The organism is Spongiactinospora sp. 9N601 (genome assembly GCF_044326295.1).
Taxonomy (GTDB): Bacteria; Actinomycetota; Actinomycetes; order Streptosporangiales; family Streptosporangiaceae; genus Spongiactinospora; species Spongiactinospora gelatinilytica.
Genome location: NZ_JBIRBB010000008.1, coordinates 406,691 through 422,691 on the forward strand (window position 1 = coordinate 406,691; position 16,001 = coordinate 422,691).

The following is a 16,001-nucleotide window of genomic DNA, read 5'->3' on the forward strand; positions in this document are numbered from 1 at the left end:
ATCGACTCGACCAGCTCGCCATGGCGTGCCAGGCCCTTGCCAAGGCCGTAGAGCACGACCATCGTGCTGGCCTATCGGAAAAGCAGGTCCCCTTCCCACACCCCGAAACCAGGAGAGTCGTGCGAGCCATCACCCAGCATGCATTCGGCGGCCCAGAGGTCCTCACCATCGTGGACGTGCCCGAGCCCCGCGCCCTTCCGACGGAGGTCCTCGTCCGGGTCAAGGCGATCGGGCTGAACCCTCTGGAACCGCGCCTGCGCGCCGGCGAATTCCCGCTGCTCGGCCGGCCGCCGTTCATCCTCGGCTGGGACATCAGCGGCGTGGTCGAGGCGGCGCCGCAGACGTGGCGGTTCAGGGCCGGCGATGAGGTGTTCGGGATGCCGATGTTCCCTCGGGCCGCCAACGCGTACGCCGAGATCGTGGCGGCGCCCGCACTGCACCTGGCGCGCAAGCCGGCGTCGCTCTCACACGTCGAGGCGTCGGCGTTGCCGGTGGTCGGCCTGACGGCGTGGCAGGGCCTCGTCGACCTCGGCCGTGTGACCGAGGGCGACCGCGTCCTGGTCCATGGCGGTGGCGGCGGGGTCGGCCATGTCGCGATCCAGATCGCGAAATCGCTCGGCGCGCACGTGATCGCAACCGCCGGCGGGAGCAAGCGGGAGTTCGTCGAGGGGATCGGCGCAGACGAGGTCGTCGACTACACGGCGGTCGACTTCACCGAGGTGGTCAGCGACATCGACATGGTCCTCGACACGCTCGGCGGCGACACCGCCGAGCGCTCGCTCAAAGTGCTCCGCCCGGGGGGTCACCTCGTGACGGCGGTCGCCGACGAGGACACGGAACTCGCCGCCAGGTTCGAGGCGGCCGGCATGCACTTCAGCGGCATCGCGGTCGACCCCGATCCGGTCGCCCTGCGACGCCTCGTCGAACTCGTCGAACAGGGCAGGCTCCGGGTCCATGTGCAGGAGACCTTCCCGTTCGAGCGCATCGCCGACGCACACCGGCTGATCGAGAACGGTCACCTCCAGGGCAAGGTCGTCCTCACCGTCTGATCCTGCGGCCACGGCGCCGAATCGATCAGGCGTTGGCCACGAGGTCTCCAAGGGCAAGGTCTCCCGCATCTACGCCGATCTGGATGAGTCTGCGGGAGCTTCCACACCCGACGCCTGGATCACACGAGGTCGGCGCCGACAGATGCCCCGGCCTGGACATCGGCGATGGCGAAAGCGAGGTGCCGAGCCCCCACCCATGCCGGCCAAGCGCCTCGGTGTCATTCGGCCGGCTGATACTCCTGCCCCTTCCAACGCAACGTCACCTCGGCGGTGACGCCTTCAGCACAGCTTGGGTCGCACGAATTCTCATAACGAGTGATCGTGTATCTGCCGTCTGCGCCGGGACCGACGAGCTTTGCGTTGTAATAGGCGAACTTCCCGCCCGAGTAGTGGTCGTCCGGGTTGCTCCAGCCGATGTCCTCGAATCCGCCCGCGTTGGGCACGAGCGCCAGCACCCCGTCGTAGCGCCCGGGATTGTAGATCACGAAGGTGTTCTTGGTGGCGTCGGTCGCAGGGTCGGCGAAGCGCAGGGATTTTTCGTCGTGGACGTCCACGTCGGTGGAGGCCAGTACGTTCCCGCCGCCAGTGACGGCCGCGACGCACCCGCTGGGCTCCTGGGAGGCCGGCCGCCGGACCAGGAACACACGGACCGCCCCGAGATTCGGATGCTGGATGTCACGGTGATCGAGCACCTTGCCGGCACACCGCGCGGCAGTGGGCGGGCTCGATGGAAAGGAGGCGGCCGAGGACGGAGAGGCGGCGGGCGATGCCGCCGCCCGGGTGGAGTCGCCTGTGCCGCCGCATCCGCTGACGAAGACCACCGCAAAAGCCGAGACCAGCAGCGCGGTCCGAGCCTTGGCCGATCCGGGTCGACGCCAAAGGCCCTGTCGACGTGGACATGGGGATTTGCTGGGAGGCATGGCATTTCCCTCCGCGTCGAAGTGGACCGATCATCGGGTTGAACAGCTCTGGACTCTACCGCCCGTGGGGTCCGCACGGGGACGAATGCGGGTCGGCTCCGCCAGCGGACCGGCACCGGACCGCCGCCGTACCGCCGCCGGTAGGAGCGAGGCGCGGGCGGGGGAATCGTGCTCCCGGAAGTGATCATCCTTTCAGGAACTCCATGGCCCACTTCCTGTCGGGGAGGTGCTCGTGGCTCGGCGCTCCTCCTTGCCCCGCGTGGAGGAGTGCACGGTGGGCCTTCGGTGTGGTCTGCTTCACCTCGCGAAATCGCCGGTTGAAGTTCGAGAGGTTGCCGAAGCCGCATCTCGACGCGATGGTCGCGATCGGCAGGTCCGTGTCGTGCAGGAGGCGGCATGCGGCGTTGAGCCGCACGACGGTGATGAACCGGGTAAGGGTGAATCCGGTCGACCGGGAGAAGAGCCGGCTGGTGGCGCTCGGGTTCATTTGCACGGCGTCGGCGATGTCCTGGAGGGTGATCTGCGAGCGGTAGTGTTCGTACACGTACGCCACGATCGTCTCGATCCGGCGCGCGCCGGCCGTGTCGGGCGCGGACTGGCCGGGGGCGAGCCGGACGTAGGGTCCGCGGCTGAGGGCGACGAGGATGTCCAGCAGCGCGACGGTCTTCTCCGCGGGCGCGAGGTCATCGAGGGTCGCCAGCGCGGGCGGCACCTCGGCGAATCGGAGTCCATCGGCCGAGGCTTCCAGGAGCGCGGCCACATCGGCGAACACCGGCTGATCGAAGAATCCTGCGCCGAGAACGTCCCTCGTGAACTGCACGACGATCGCCTCGACCGGCCCGCCTTCGGGGATCGATGCGTACGTGTGGGCCAGATGGGGACCGATAAGTACAAGGTCGCCAGGCTCGTACTGCTCGATCGAGTCTCCGATGAGCCGGGTGCCTGCTCCGCGCACGATGTACGTCAGCTCGAATTCGGGATGGGCGTGGCTGCTGCGCAGCGGGAGCCAGGGCACCCGAAGCCGGAAGTACCGCCAGCCGAGCGGGTAGAGCGGCTCAAGGTGCTCGTAGACGACCGGCATCCACGCCCTCCTTGATTGGCAAAAATCGTACCGATTCCGACAAACCACAGCGTTGTCGCAAGACCTCGGATCCTCGACGCTGAACACACGGTGGTCCATGGATGCATAGGACGCTACCCGGCTCGCACCGCGATCACCCAGTTGCTCCCCTCACCAGAAAGGTCGGCAATGGTCATGAACGACATCGAACAAGCAGGGCCCAGCAGGGGGGACGGGCTGACGATCCGCCCGTACCGGCCGGCCGATCGCGATGATGTGGCGAACGTCTGCCTCCGTACGGGGGCGAGCGGCGCCGACGCGACGGGGATGTACTCCGACGACACGCTCATCGCCGACGTGGCCGCACTGCCGTACCTGGAGTTCGCGCCTGATCTCGCATTCGTCGTCGACGACGGGGAACACGCCCTCGGCTATGTCATCGGCGTCGCCGACACCGCCGCGTTCATCACCTGGTGGGAACGGAACTGGGCACCCGGGTTCGCGGAGAGGCATCCGGAACCGGGTCCCCCGACCGGCCATACGCCCGCGATCAGCGAGGAACTGCTCGTCTGGGTGGGACTGCATCCCGAGGTGACCCGTATCCCCGAGATCGCCGACTACCCGGCGCACCTGCACATCAACCTCCTGCCCGAGTTGCAGGGCCGGGGCTTCGGCAGGCGTCTGGTCGACACGTTCCGCGGGGCGCTCGCCGAGCGCGGGGTGCCGGCGCTGTACCTCGGCGTCGACTCCTCGAACACGGGGGCATTGGCGTTCTACACTCGCCTCGGCTTCCACGAGCTGGGATCGAGCACCCCGGAACATCCGCTGCTCGGCATCGCAACGACATCGTGACGCCGGCGAGCCGCAGCCGCCTTGCTCACCCCCGTTCGGATCGCCGGTCCCAGGCGACGCGGACGGTCCCCGGCGCGTAGGTCGGCAGGTCGCCGGCGAACGCCATCGGCGCCTGCTGTTCGGCCTCGACCAGGCGCAGTGCCGGCAGGCGCGCCAGCAGTAGGGTGATCGCTTCGGCGATCACCACACGAGCGAGCTGCTGTCCGATGCACGCGTGAACGCCATGGCCGAAGGCGAGGTGGCCGGACGCCTCACGCGTGACATCAAAGGTGTCCGGGTCGGGGAACCGCTCGCCGTCGCGGCTGGCGGCCACTGTGGACACCCAGACCGGTTCGCCCTTGCGGAAGTCGATCCCCTCCAGGGTCAGGTCCTCCGCCACGGTTCGCGGGTGGGTCGAGACGAACATCGCGTGGAACCGCACGAACTCCTCGACCGCGGCGGGGATGCGCTCGGGCTCGCGCCGCAAGGTCTCCAGTTGGCCGGGATCCGACAGGAGCGACACCATGATCGTTCCGATCATGTACGCGATCGCGTCGCGCCCCGAGCCCATCAGCACCGTGACGATTCCCAGCCGCTCGGGGCCGGTGAGCTCCGAGCGCAGGAGGTCGCTGATCGTGTCCTCACCGAGGTCGGACGCCTTCAGGTCGAGTACGTCGGCCGCGAACTCCATCATGTCGCCGAACCTCAGTTCCTCGGTGGCGAAGATGGCGGTGAATTCCTCGACCTTGGCGTCCGGGATGCCCAGGACCCGGCAGTGGGCGAAGACCGAAACCGGGACGGCGAAATCCTCGAACAGATCGGCGGTGGGCCCGGCGGCGAGAATCTCGTCGAGTCGCCGTTCGATGAACTCGCCGATCGCCGGCCGTTGCCCCCGCACCGCGCGGACCGAGAAGCGCCCGACCGCTGCCCGGCGGATCCTCGTGTGCTGCGGCGGGTCGAGGCCCAGGACGTTGCCGACCATCAGGGCGTGCACCCGCTCCGCGTCGATCGGCTTCCCCATCGGCAGCGGTGTGGGTCCCAGCGGGGTCCGCCGGTCGGACATGCTGAAGCGGGGGTCCTGGAGCACCTGGCGGGCCAGGTCGTAACCGGTGACGAACCACCCGATGTTCCCGTCCTCGGCGGTGAGCCGGGTCGCCGGTGCCTCGGCACGCCACTGCGCGAACTGCGGGGAGGGCTGGAACGGGGTACCGTCCCTGGGCATCACCGGCGGATGCTGGTATGGACATCCCATGTCCTGGGTGTTCAGATGCGTCGTCATGGGGTGAAGCGCCTTTCTCCGATATCCGGTGCCCCGGACGTGAACTGTGCCGCGCGGTGCGGAATGCGCGCAGTCCGGGGCGTAGCGGATTCCAGCTTGATCTCCGGCTCCGAAAAGGGCCTGTTTCCGCTCGGCCTATTTCGCCGAGGTGAGCCGTTCGGCGATCTCCAGAACTGCCTGCGCGGCCGTCTTCAGCTCGCCGTGCGGGCGGCTCGGGTACCGGGTGCCGCCCTGGATCCACTGGTCGGCGAACCGGTACCAGTCGATGGGCGTCGTGGCTTCCCCGGTGAGGACGTTGCGGATCTGCGCCAGCCAGGCGGTCCACCGGGAGCGGTAGTAGTCGCCGACCAGGCCCGCCCAGCCGCGGTTCCCGTAGTCGACCAGGAAGGTGGAGTCCTCGTAGCCCCAGGACGTCAGCAGCCGCTTGGCTTCCTCCGCGAGGTAGGTGCTCTCCTCCGCCGTCGAACCCCATGCGCGGGCGTCGTCCAGCCATCGCCCGAGCAGGAAATGCTCATTGGTGCGCAGAACCGCTTCCTGGGCGTCGATCAACTCCAGGTACTCGGCCACGCGCTCGTCGTAGGAACCGAGGTCCTTCGCCTCGGCCGCCTCGGCGATCGCCCGCAGTCCCGCGCGGGCGGCGTCGTCGGCCACCTGGCGGGCGACATCGGCGAGGTCGTACGCGAACCCCGTGGTGTGCAGGGAATCGGCGGCGGCCAGCAGCTCCCGCAGGGCGGGGATGAGTGCGCCCTCTGAGTAGGGCAGCGCACGCGGCCCCACCATGCTCGCCTGGTTGGCCCGCAGGCTGGGGATGGCCGCGATCACCGAATCGGTACTCCCGTACGGCATGGCGAAGGTCCCCAGCGAAGGATCGGCGACCTCCATCGCCGCGAACGGTCCCCCCGCGACGGGCTCTTTGCCGGCGTCGGTCACGTCGACCGCGTTGCCCGCCATGGCCTGCTGCGACTCGGCCGGAGTGGCGTCCGTGCCGTCGTGCCGCCACGGCCCGTAAGCGGTCTCGATCAGGGTCTGCCATGCGGCCCGCGCGTGCTCGTCGGCAGCGCCGTACCGGGCGGTCGTCCACTCGTCGAGCCACGGGCCGATCTGGATTTCGCCGTCGGCCCACGCGAGGTCGCTGAACAGATCCCACAGCACCGGGTTGTTCCCGACGCCTTCGGCCATATTGGTCAGACCGGCCAGACTGGACGGTTCGCCGTCCACGGCCCAGCGCTTCGGCGTGGCGGCGACCGCCGCCACGTCTCCGTACAACACCGTCCGGCCACCGTAATTCGGCAGGATGCCCAGCGCCCACTTCGCGTCCAGGAAGCCGCCGTCGGCGTCGGCGGCCTCACCGGTCAGGTCGAGCACGAGCACCTGGGACAGGTCGATCGCCTCAAGCAGTTCCCGGCGAGGGTTGCCGATCCAGGCTTGCAGCACCCACTTCGATTCCGGGTCGGCGGCGATCATGGCCCGCTGCACCCCGCGCGCGGCTTCCGCGAGGTCGACCCCGCCGGTCGTTCCGCCCTCGTGCAGCAGGTCCACCGCCCACATCCCGCTGGCACCGAACGCGGATCGTTGCGCCGCGTAGAACGTCTCGGCGACCGCGGCGTACGCGTCCGAGGTCGTGTCGAGCCAGTCCGGCCGCTCCGGGCCGGCGACGTCCAAGAACCAGAGCCCTTGCGGCACCACCCGGGCGCCTTCGTTGCGCTCACCGAACTTCGGCGGGACGGCGCCGCTGAAACCCGGGAAGATCGGAGTGATATCCAGCTCGCGCATTCGCTGGACGACCCTGCGGGCCAGCTCGACACGCTTCTCGACCAGCGTGCGTGTCGTGCCCTTGCCGAAGCTCTGGATGCTGTTCAGCCACAGCCACGGCTGGTGCGACGGCGGCCCGAGCCATCGGAGGACCTCTTCCTCCGTGTACCCGAACCGGGTGAACGTCTCCAGGTAGGCGACTTCCTGGCCGAGCGTGATGTGTGCGGCATTGACCCCGCTCGCGGCGAGCAGATCCAGTTCGGCTTCCCACTGCGCCCAGTCGAAGTACGGCGTCGTGTACCCCGACACCGTGAGGTTGTAGGCGACGCGCAGGCCGAGCCGTGCCCGCCGCTCGACCACCACGTCCGCGGGAAGATCACCGGCAACCGGACGAGTGCCGAACCGCGACACATGGGCCACTCCGGTCCGGCGGGCGAACGCGGCGTACCCCGCGATGGCCGCCCCCGCACCCGAGGCGGTGACATGCAGGTCCCCATCGGCGGCCCAGGCCCGAAACCCGTCGCCGATACCGGGATCGACGATCACGTGGATGCGGTCGGCGGTGAGACCGCTGAGTCGCCGGATGGCCGCAGTGGCGCTTGTGGTCGCCGTGTGCGCGGATACGTCGTTCACCGAGGTTTTCTCCTATCGAGGATGGGTCGTGGCCCAGTGGGAGCGCCCACCTCAACCCTCACGGTCGGCGACATTGTGAACAACGCCCTCGATGACGGGTTCCGATACTCCTTTTGCCCGGGAGACGTGCCGACCGGCGAGGAAATGGCCAGCGAGGCGGTCGCGACTCACTCCACGGCGAGCCGCCTGTTCACGTCAGCCGGAGAAAGCGGTACTTCCGCTCGCGACGAGCTTGTCGATGGCGTCCACGTGCAGCGTGCGGTCGAGGATCAGGTCGACGCCGCCGAGGATCTCGGCGTCGGCACCGGCGGTGCCGACCCGCACGTCGAGCGCATCGGTGACCACGGGAAGACACTGCTGGAACACCGCGCCGCGGATCGCGGCGACGAACGGCGGTACCACCGAAAGCTGCCCGCCGAAGGTGATCAGGTCCGGGTTGAGGAAGTTGACGACGTAGGACAACACCTCGCCGATCAGCCCACCGGCCTCGCGAAGCAGTTCGATCGTGCGCGCGTCGCCGGCGCTGGCGAGGGTGACGAGGTCGGTGGTCTCGCCGATGTCGTACCCCTCCTGCCGGAGCCGGGCGACGACCGCCGCGCCTCCGGCGACCGACTCCAGGCAGTCCGGAGTGCCGCACCAGCAGTGGATCGCCGAACGACCGGACGAACGGGAGTGGCTGACCTCGCCGGCGGCGCCGCTCGCGCCCGGATACAACCTTCCGTCGACGACGACCCCGGAACCGATCCGGCTGCCGACCTTTATTCCGAGCATGTGCCGCAGGCCGGGCGCGACGGTGCGGAATTCTCCGAGAGCCAGCAGGTTCGCGTCGTTTTCGATCGCCACCGGGAGCTCGGTGTGCTGCTTGATCAAGTCGTAGAGGTTCTGCTGGTCCCAGCCCGGGAGCTGGGCCGAGGACGTCACGGTGCCCAGCCGGGAGTCGATCGGAGCCGGCACGCCCAGCGTCATCCCGCGCACAGAGCCAACGTCAATGCGCGCGTCACCGAGCGCGATCAGGGTCCGTTCCCAGATAGCGCGCATCGCCGCGCCCGGACCGAGTGTCACGTCGATCGGGCATTCGGTCACCTGCAGCAGCCGCCCGACCAGGTCGGCGATCGCGAGGCGGAAGTGGTGCGTGCCGAGCGCGACCGAGACGACCGCGCCGGCGTCTCCCCGCACGCGCAGCGAGCGCGGCTGCCTGCCACCGGTGGCTCGGCCGCTCGTGGTCTCCTCGACGAGGCCGGCCGCGATGAGAGAATCCACCCGCAGCGAGACGGTGGACGGTGCGAGCGCGGTGTGCCGGGAGATCTCCCGCCGGGTGTTGGCGGTCCCGCGACGGATGAGGTCGAACACGGATCCGATCGACGCAGGCGGTTCGATCCGCGGCGAGCGTTGACGGTCGGTCATCCCCTCACCCTAGTTGCCGACCGGGCTTTGGATGAAAATCGGCCATAAATCAGCGAGCGATGGAAGATGCCGTGCCGACGCGGCCACAGCGACATGACCGCCGGTTCCGGCGTCCGCTGGACCGAGGCCAGGAGCAGGGCGCCCAGTTGTCCCGCTGCGGGTCCGGTCACGAATCCCTCGAATCCGCCGCGGGCACCGCCATGGCAACCGCTCCGCCTCGTCCGCGCCCGCGGCGGAGACGGCAGTGCTGCGCCGGCGGTCGATGCGATCGGCGTTCATCGCCCCCGCGCCGAGTGGCCTGAGTCCACCGGAACGCTGCTCCCGGCGCCCGATCTCGGACGCGAAGGCGTATCTCTCCAGGCACGATGGCCACCGCACCCCGCGACGTGAATCGGCTGCCGCCGCCCGGGAGTCGAGTTCGATGGTGACCGGCGTCCACGATGCCAGGCTCCGCCGCCTCGATTCGATTGGCCGAAAATCGAACTTCTATGTTCGCACTTTGGAGGTTATAGTGCGATTCTCATGCGAACGGTGCCCGGCCCGCGGCTCGGTGGATGACCACCACGACGGAACGGCCCTCGATCCCGGAGGTGTGTTCGTGACCACCCCCCATGCCCCTCGACAGGACGAACTGCTCGCCGACGCCCCCGCCCGGGAGGTCCGAGTCTGGCCGATCCTGCTTGCGATGTTCGTACTCAACGTCTTCGCCTACGCGGCGATCGTCGGGGCTCTCCAGGTCCTGCTCCCCACGCAGGTGCGGCTCATCGCCGGCGACGGCGCCCCGTCCGCGCTCGCTCTGATCACCGGTATCGCGGCGATCGCCTCGTTCGCCGTGCCGCCGTTCATCGGGATCCTGTCCGATCGCACCCGGAGCCGGTGGGGCAGAAGGGCGCCATGGATCTTCTTCGGCGGCCTCGGCACCGCCGGCTCACTGATGATGCTCGGCTCGGCCGGAACCGTCGCCGGACTCGTCGTCGGCTGGTTCCTGATGCAGGCGCTGGTGAACATCGGGCTCAACGTCATCCTCGCGGCTATTCCCGACCGGATTCCCGCGCACCGGCACGGGCTCGCGAGCACCGTCCAGGGGCTCGGGTTGCCTGTCGGCGCCATCGCCGGGGTGCAGATCGGTGCCTACTTCGTCGATTCGATCTTCGCCGGGTACCTGGTCCTGGCCATTATGGTGCCGCTCGCCTCACTGGTGAGCGCCTGGCTCACGCGCGAGGCGCGCAGCGTCGCGACGGAGGTCCGCGAGCGGCGGCCGGTGTTCACCGAACTGCGCCAGACGTTCGCCAGCCTGCGGTTCCGTGACTACCGCTGGGTCTTCATCTCCCGAGCCGTGCTCTACCTCGGCTTTGCCATGATCAACAGCTTCGGCCTCTACATCATGCAGGATTACATCGAGCTGCCGTCCGGGATGACCGCCGCGCAGGCGGTCGCGATCGGCTCGTCGTTCCTGCTCCCGCTCACCGTGGTCGCCACCGCCATCGCCGGGCCGCTGGTCGACCGGTTCAAGCACCATCGGATGTTCGTACTCGGGTCCGGGCTGGCCAGCGCGGCGTCGATGCTGATCCCGTTCGTGTGGCCGACGTGGACCGCTTCGCTGATCAGCGGTGCCATCAGCGCCTTCGCCATGGGGCTGTACCTGGGCGTCGACCTGGCGCTGGCGACGCTGGTCCTGCCCACGGACGGCGACACCGGCCGCGACCTCGGCGTGTTCCACATCGCGATCACCGCGCCGCAGGTCGTCGCCCCGTTCCTCGCCGCGATGGTCGTCAGCTCCCTCGGCGGCTACTCCCCCCTGTACCTGATCAGCGGAGCGATCTCGCTCATCGGGGCCGCCGCGGTACTGCGCGTTCGCAGCAACGCCACCACGGCGGCCACCGAACGGGCACCCAGGCTGCTCCCCTCAGACGCGACCTGACCTGACGGTCACAACAGCGCGGCTCACTCCCTCCGGCGACAGGCGGTACCTGTCGCCCGGCATGGCACTCTCCGCGCCAGTGGACGGCCCCGTACGGTTGACCTCGATGAGCCGCCGGCTCGGGTTGTACCCGTGCTCCCAACGGAACCGCCCCCCACCCAAACGTGTCCGGACGTTCCGTGTGACCGCCGGTCACACGGATGATCACCACGTGACCACAAGGCACACCAAAAGAGGACAAACCCTTCGGCCCCAAAGCCGGCAACGCCGACGGCAAGGACGCCGGGGACGGGGTACCGTCGCCCGGCAGGCACGCGTAGCCCAAGAAGGACGAGGACAAGAAGTAGCCCCGTGGCCCCCTTCATCGGCCGGCGGATCGACGGCATGATCGCCGACCTCCCCGACCCCCTCAGCCCGCAGGTGCAGGCAGCGCTACGCGCCGTACCACGCCACCTGTTCGTGCCCCTGATCGCTGTCGCCGACGAGTCGCCCCGCCACGTCATCGGCCGCGACACCGACCCAGACGAGTGGTGGCGCACCGTCTACACCAACGTGCCGATCATCACCCAACCGGACGACGGCGCCTCCCCGCCGGCCGGCGGCATCGGGCGGGCCACGTCCTCCACTTCCACACCTGGTACCTCACCTACCTGCTCGACCCGCGCATCGTGTGGCAGGCACCTCCAGGGGCGCACCTGGCCATCGCCGCCATCACCGGATTGCGCTCCTACGCCGAGGAAGACGACCCCGACACCCCGGGCCGGTGGGTGGCCACCCGGTCCGCGCCCGGCGATGTCGGCGAGTTCGCCACCTATCAGGTCGGCGACCGACCGCTGTGGGACGAAGTCGTTGACGCCTACCGCCGGTGGGTGGCATGGGGCGAACCCGGCCGGGACCGGTCCGGGATGACCGTCACCCCGGACGGGCAGCAGGTGTGGCTGGACACACCTCAGCAGGTAATCGGCTAAGGGACTGCGGCCCACGGCCACGGGCGCGGTCCATGCTCACCGCCCAGGCACGATCAGCCACAAGATCACGTCCTCGTGCCGGACCGGGTTCGGTACGCCTTCGCGAAAACCCGGTACAGCGGCTGGTGCATCGGAGCCGTGAACGGCCACCGGGCCGACCGGGAACAACCGGAGAACTGTCCGCCGTCAGGTGCGACCGCCTCGGCAAATCATTTGATCTCCCCGATTCATTTAGTTTCCAGGGAGCAACCATTTTCCCCTTTTTGAATATGTGATCCACGTCACATTGCGTTTGTCTTCACCCCGCTAATCGGCGCATGCGATAGTCGCAGCGTCACAGGGAATGGCAATACCGAAAGAAGGGATTCACCATGCAGGATCACGGCATCGCGCCGGATTTCGCCGCGGATTTCGAGCTCTTCGCTCGCGAGCTGTCGGGTGACGAGATGGAGGCCGGCCGCTCGTTCGGTTCCAGCCTGAGCAGCGCCTTCACCTTCTCCACCGGCACCTGCAGCAGCGCGGGCACCGTCTCCACCGCAGGTTCCTCCGCCACCGGCTGAGCTTGAGGAACTGAAAGAGGGGAGGTCCCAGTCCGATGCCGCACCCCAATGCCGCATCCGGTTTGGTGGATGACGAGCAGCCGGCCTGGGATCTCCCGGTCGCCTTCGCCGCAGAGGTGGAAATCGTCCCCGGAGACAATTCCGGTGTGCTGTTGTACAGGAAGGACACCGGGCGGTATTTCCAGCTCGGCCGCAGCTCGCGGATGTTCGTCCCGCATTTACAAAAGGGCACCACTCCGCGCTTTCTGATTCAGCGGGTCTCCGATCTGTTCCAGGTCCAGGAGTCCGCCGCGGCGCGTACGGTCACGAGATTCCTGTCGGAGATCCGTGAGATGGGGCTGCTCGATGTCCCTCCCCCGGCGAAAGGCCTGCGTGGGCGGGTCGCACGGGCTCTGGCGGAGATACCCATGGGGCGGCTCGTGCTGGTGCGTGATTCCTCGCCACCGGCGGCCTCCGGCAGACAGGCGGCATGGGGGAGCCCGGCGCGGATCGCCGCAGGAGCCTTTGTGGGCGTGATCGCCCTGCTGGCGGTCGGCGTGGCCGTACTGGCGGCGACCCGGCTGCTCGACGTCAGGGCCCTCGGGGGCGCCTCGATCGCCATCCCGCTGATCCTGTTGCTCCATCTGACGATGCATGAGGCCGGCCACTGGCTGGCCTGCCGATACTACGGGGTGACGGTTCCCGAGGCGGGAATCGCCTTCTGGTTCTGGATCCTGCCCCGGCCCTATGTCGATCGTTCACACGCCTACCGGCTCAACCGCCGTACACCGCTCATCATCATCACCACGTCGGGGATCGTCATCGACGCGCTGAACGCCGGCATAGCGGGAGCCCTGGCCTTCGCCGCGGACGACCCCACACTCCGCGCGCTGGCCGCGGCGGTCGCGTACATCCTGCTGATGACCCTCGCGAACGACATCAACCCGTTGTTGCCCAGCGACGGGCTGCACGCGATCGAGGCGGCGACCGGTCAGCACGCGTTCCGTCGCAGGGCGATCCAGTACCTGCTCACCCTCGTGCTCCGTCTTCCGTCATCGCATCACCACGAGTTCGCCGGCGGCAGGCTTCGCCTGCTGTACCTCGGATACGGCGTGCTGTCCCTCGCCTACCTGGCCGCCGTGGCCTTGCTCGTCGCTCGTCTCGTCGCATCGGTGGGGGGATTGGAATGAGATTCCGGGAATCCGCGACCATCGCGCCCTTCGTCCTCGTGCGCTTCTCCGGATACGCGGCGACGGGGCCGCACCGGCTCCGGGCGGACCGCGCGGTGGCCGGGCTGGACGAGGTTCGCGAGTGCAGGCTCCAGTTGGCGGCGCTCACGGACCCACTGTCCGACGCTCTGTACGAACTCGTGCCCACGCTGCCCGCCGAGGAGCGCCGCGCGGCGGTCGGTCTCCGGAGGGATGTGCACAATGGCCGCGTCCCGCGCATCTCCGAGGAGGCGCGAAACCGGATAACGGCCCGGCTCGCTCCGGACATGCGGCTGACGCTGGCACGATGGCTGGCAGTCCTCGAACGCTCCGAGGCCGCCATGACGGCCTACACGGAGATCTTCGAAACGGAGCTCGCCGAGGCCGAAGCCGAGCTGATCGAGCAGGCCGGCACGGATGAGATGATCAAGGCCCTCTCCCTCGCCGCGCCGGAGGTCACGGCCGCCGTCCTGCGGGGAGATCCGGACCGTACGGCGGCCAAGGCGAGGCGGAAACTGGTCCGCACGCTCTTCAACTACTTCGTGCGGGCGACGGTCAAGACGAGCCCGCTCGGCTGGTTCAGCCCGGTGGCGGTGTGCTCGATCGGCGGCGAAGGCCCCGAAGGCAGCGCCGAAGGCGGTTCCTACCAAGCGGTCGCGTCCCTGCCGCAGGCCCTCTACCTGCGGCTCCTCCAGCGCTTCTGCGCCCACGAGTCCGCCGGCCGCCACCTGCGCTTCCACCCCGTCCGGCGGCTGAACGGCACCCACATGGTGCGGGCCGGCTACCTGCACACACGCACCAACAGCTTCTTCTGGCGCGAGGATCTCCTGACGGATCTGACCGCCCACCGCGAACAGGCACGCACGGTGCCCCACGGCATGTCCGGTGACCAGGTACTCGCCGCACTGCACCGGGACGACTCGGAGGCGTCCTGGTCCCGGGTGGCCCGGCTGACCGACTCGGGACTCCTCCGGCTGGAGTCGGCGTGGGCTCCGGGCGTCTACGACGCGCACCACGCGATGACGGCGCTGGCCGAGTCGCCCGGCGTGACGGATGCGATGGGCACGGAGGTGGCCGGCGCGCTGCGTGACCTGGGAGAGGGCATGCGCCGCATGTCCGAGGCGGCGCCCCGGAGCCGCGCGGCTCTCGCCTCGCGGATCACGCGCCGGGCCGCGGAGCTCGACGAGGCCACCGCCACCGCCACGGCGCCACGCGTCCCCGACCTGGCCGTGCGCGAGGACGTCGTCAGGAACGAACCCCTGCCCGCGTTGCCCGCATGGGTCGAGAACGCCTTGTCCGGCTACGGCCGACGGCTGTCGTCCCGCATGAGCGTCCTGCCGCAGTACGCGAGCACGCTCGAGTTCTGGCGACGGCACATCGCGCCGGGCCACGACTGCCTCCCGCTGCCGGCGTTCCTCTCCCGCTACATGACCACGCCCGGCCCTCATCTGCGGCACAACGCCGACGTCCGGTTGCCCGGCACTCCGGACCTCGGCATCGGCATGGGGCCCTCGATGCTCCGGCCCGCCTTCGCGATCCTGTTCCAGCTCGCCACCCTGGAAGACCAGGAACAGGTGATCGTCCTCAACCAGATCATGGACGGCAGTGGAGGCGTGACCGCCCGTTTCCGCGGACTGCTCGCCCCCCGCTTCCTCGAAGACCCGCTCCGGAGGTGGCTCGACCACCTGGTGCCGGAGGGTTCGCGGCCTCTGGAACTCCCCGTGTCCTCGGACTGGAACCCCGTCCAGGCGCGCTGCGCGGGCCGTACCCGCGCGCTCGACATAGGCGGCGGACTGGTCCCCGCGGGAGAGCCGGTGCCGCTGGACCGGTTGCGGATCCGGCTGGACGAACGCTCGGGAACGCTGGTCGTGGAGGACGAGCACGGCCCGGTCGTCCCCTTCTACTCCGGTCTCGTTCCCCGCCGCATGCTGAACGGGCCCGCCAACCTGCTGTCCACCATCGCCAGCCCCTGGTACTGCGCGGCTCCCGAGGTGTGGGGAACCGCCTCCCTGTTGCTCCGCCTCGAACGGCCGGCCGGGGTGGTGCACACACCCCGCGCACGCGTCGGCGCCGTGGTCACCCGTAGGGCGCACTGGACGGTGAGCGCGGCAGAGCTGCTGGCCGAGGTGAGGGCGCCCACCCCGGCCCTGACGTTCGCCGCCTACCGTGACTGGGCGCGGGCCCATGGGGTCGCGGACGAGCTGTTCGTCCGCCGGGGAACCACGGAGCCCGATCTGTTCGCCAAGTCCCGCAAGCCGCTCTGGCTGTCCGGCGACGTGCCCCTCTCGGTCTCGGGCCTCCTGGACTCGCTCTCGGCGAAGGAGATCCTCATCATGGAGGAAGCCCTCCCCCGGCCCGGCGCGGACTCACCCGTGATCGACGGACATCCGCGCACCGCGGAGTACGTCGCGCACCTGAGCTGGGACGGGTGCTGAGC

12 protein-coding genes are annotated in these 16,001 nt (G+C 69.1%); 7 read left to right on the forward strand and 5 right to left on the reverse strand.

Translation table 11 applies throughout. The features are described 5' to 3' along the window. Positions 1–119: 119 nt before the first annotated feature. Positions 120–1,049, forward strand: coding sequence for an NADP-dependent oxidoreductase (locus ACH34R_RS21860; protein WP_397563307.1), 930 nt, complete (start codon positions 120–122; stop codon positions 1,047–1,049). Positions 1,050–1,267: 218 nt separating this feature from the next. On the opposite strand, the gene ACH34R_RS21865 is transcribed toward ACH34R_RS21860, so the two are convergent. Then, positions 1,268–1,870, reverse strand: a complete 603-nt coding sequence (locus tag ACH34R_RS21865) for a hypothetical protein (protein WP_397563308.1) — start codon at positions 1,868–1,870, stop codon at positions 1,268–1,270. Between the two features lie 283 nt (positions 1,871–2,153). Next, a complete protein-coding gene (locus tag ACH34R_RS21870; protein WP_397563309.1) occupies positions 2,154–3,137 on the reverse strand; it encodes an AraC family transcriptional regulator in 984 nt (327 codons plus the stop codon). A gap of 87 nt (positions 3,138–3,224) precedes the next feature. Between ACH34R_RS21870 and ACH34R_RS21875 the strand changes: the two genes are divergently transcribed. Further along, positions 3,225–3,881, forward strand: coding sequence for a GNAT family N-acetyltransferase (locus ACH34R_RS21875; RefSeq protein WP_397563310.1), 657 nt, complete (start codon positions 3,225–3,227; stop codon positions 3,879–3,881). 25 nt (positions 3,882–3,906) lie between these two features. Here ACH34R_RS21875 and ACH34R_RS21880 read toward each other — a convergent pair whose 3' ends face one another. The 3 genes from ACH34R_RS21880 to ACH34R_RS21890 all read right to left on the reverse strand — a co-directional run bounded on the left by ACH34R_RS21880 (position 3,907) and on the right by ACH34R_RS21890 (position 8,928). Beyond that, on the reverse strand, positions 3,907–5,139 hold the full coding sequence (locus ACH34R_RS21880; protein ID WP_397563311.1) for a cytochrome P450: 1,233 nt from the start codon (positions 5,137–5,139) through the stop codon (positions 3,907–3,909). 135 nt (positions 5,140–5,274) lie between these two features. Beyond that, positions 5,275–7,524: an alpha-N-acetylglucosaminidase TIM-barrel domain-containing protein gene (locus ACH34R_RS21885; RefSeq protein ID WP_397563312.1), complete on the reverse strand. Its 2,250-nt coding sequence runs from the start codon at positions 7,522–7,524 to the stop codon at positions 5,275–5,277. Between the two features lie 195 nt (positions 7,525–7,719). Continuing rightward, entirely contained in the window at positions 7,720–8,928 is a 1,209-nt protein-coding gene (locus ACH34R_RS21890; protein WP_397563313.1) for an ROK family protein, read from the reverse strand. A gap of 598 nt (positions 8,929–9,526) precedes the next feature. Between ACH34R_RS21890 and ACH34R_RS21895 the strand changes: the two genes are divergently transcribed. From ACH34R_RS21895 to ACH34R_RS21915, 5 genes are all read left to right on the forward strand, one after another. Continuing rightward, complete coding sequence (locus tag ACH34R_RS21895; RefSeq protein WP_397563314.1) at positions 9,527–10,849, forward strand: MFS transporter; 1,323 nt, start codon at positions 9,527–9,529, stop codon at positions 10,847–10,849. A 530-nt stretch (positions 10,850–11,379) separates the two neighbouring features. Beyond that, entirely contained in the window at positions 11,380–11,817 is a 438-nt protein-coding gene (locus ACH34R_RS21900; protein WP_397563315.1) for a hypothetical protein, read from the forward strand. Positions 11,818–12,188: 371 nt separating this feature from the next. Then, the gene (locus ACH34R_RS21905; RefSeq protein ID WP_397563316.1) at positions 12,189–12,377 is read left to right on the forward strand and encodes a hypothetical protein; all 189 of its coding nucleotides are present in this window, start codon (positions 12,189–12,191) and stop codon (positions 12,375–12,377) included. Positions 12,378–12,412: 35 nt separating this feature from the next. Continuing rightward, entirely contained in the window at positions 12,413–13,546 is a 1,134-nt protein-coding gene (locus ACH34R_RS21910) for a hypothetical protein (RefSeq protein ID WP_397563317.1), read from the forward strand. After that, positions 13,543–15,999 carry a lantibiotic dehydratase gene (locus ACH34R_RS21915; RefSeq protein ID WP_397563318.1) on the forward strand — a complete coding sequence of 819 codons (2,457 nt, stop codon included), beginning with the start codon at positions 13,543–13,545 and terminating at the stop codon, positions 15,997–15,999. The genes ACH34R_RS21910 and ACH34R_RS21915 overlap by 4 nt, the downstream gene beginning before the upstream one ends. Positions 16,000–16,001: the final 2 nt, after the last annotated feature.

Excerpts from the sequence above, each read along its gene's own strand:
- ACH34R_RS21875 (WP_397563310.1), top strand. The coding sequence starts at position 3,225 with ATGAACGACATCGAACAAGCAGGGCCCAGCAGGGGGGACGGGCTGACG.
- ACH34R_RS21880 (WP_397563311.1), bottom strand. The coding sequence starts at position 5,139 with ATGACGACGCATCTGAACACCCAGGACATGGGATGTCCATACCAGCAT.
- ACH34R_RS21890 (WP_397563313.1), bottom strand. The coding sequence starts at position 8,928 with ATGACCGACCGTCAACGCTCGCCGCGGATCGAACCGCCTGCGTCGATC.
- ACH34R_RS21905 (WP_397563316.1), top strand. The coding sequence starts at position 12,189 with ATGCAGGATCACGGCATCGCGCCGGATTTCGCCGCGGATTTCGAGCTC.
- ACH34R_RS21910 (WP_397563317.1), top strand. The coding sequence starts at position 12,413 with ATGCCGCACCCCAATGCCGCATCCGGTTTGGTGGATGACGAGCAGCCG.
- ACH34R_RS21915 (WP_397563318.1), top strand. The coding sequence starts at position 13,543 with ATGAGATTCCGGGAATCCGCGACCATCGCGCCCTTCGTCCTCGTGCGC.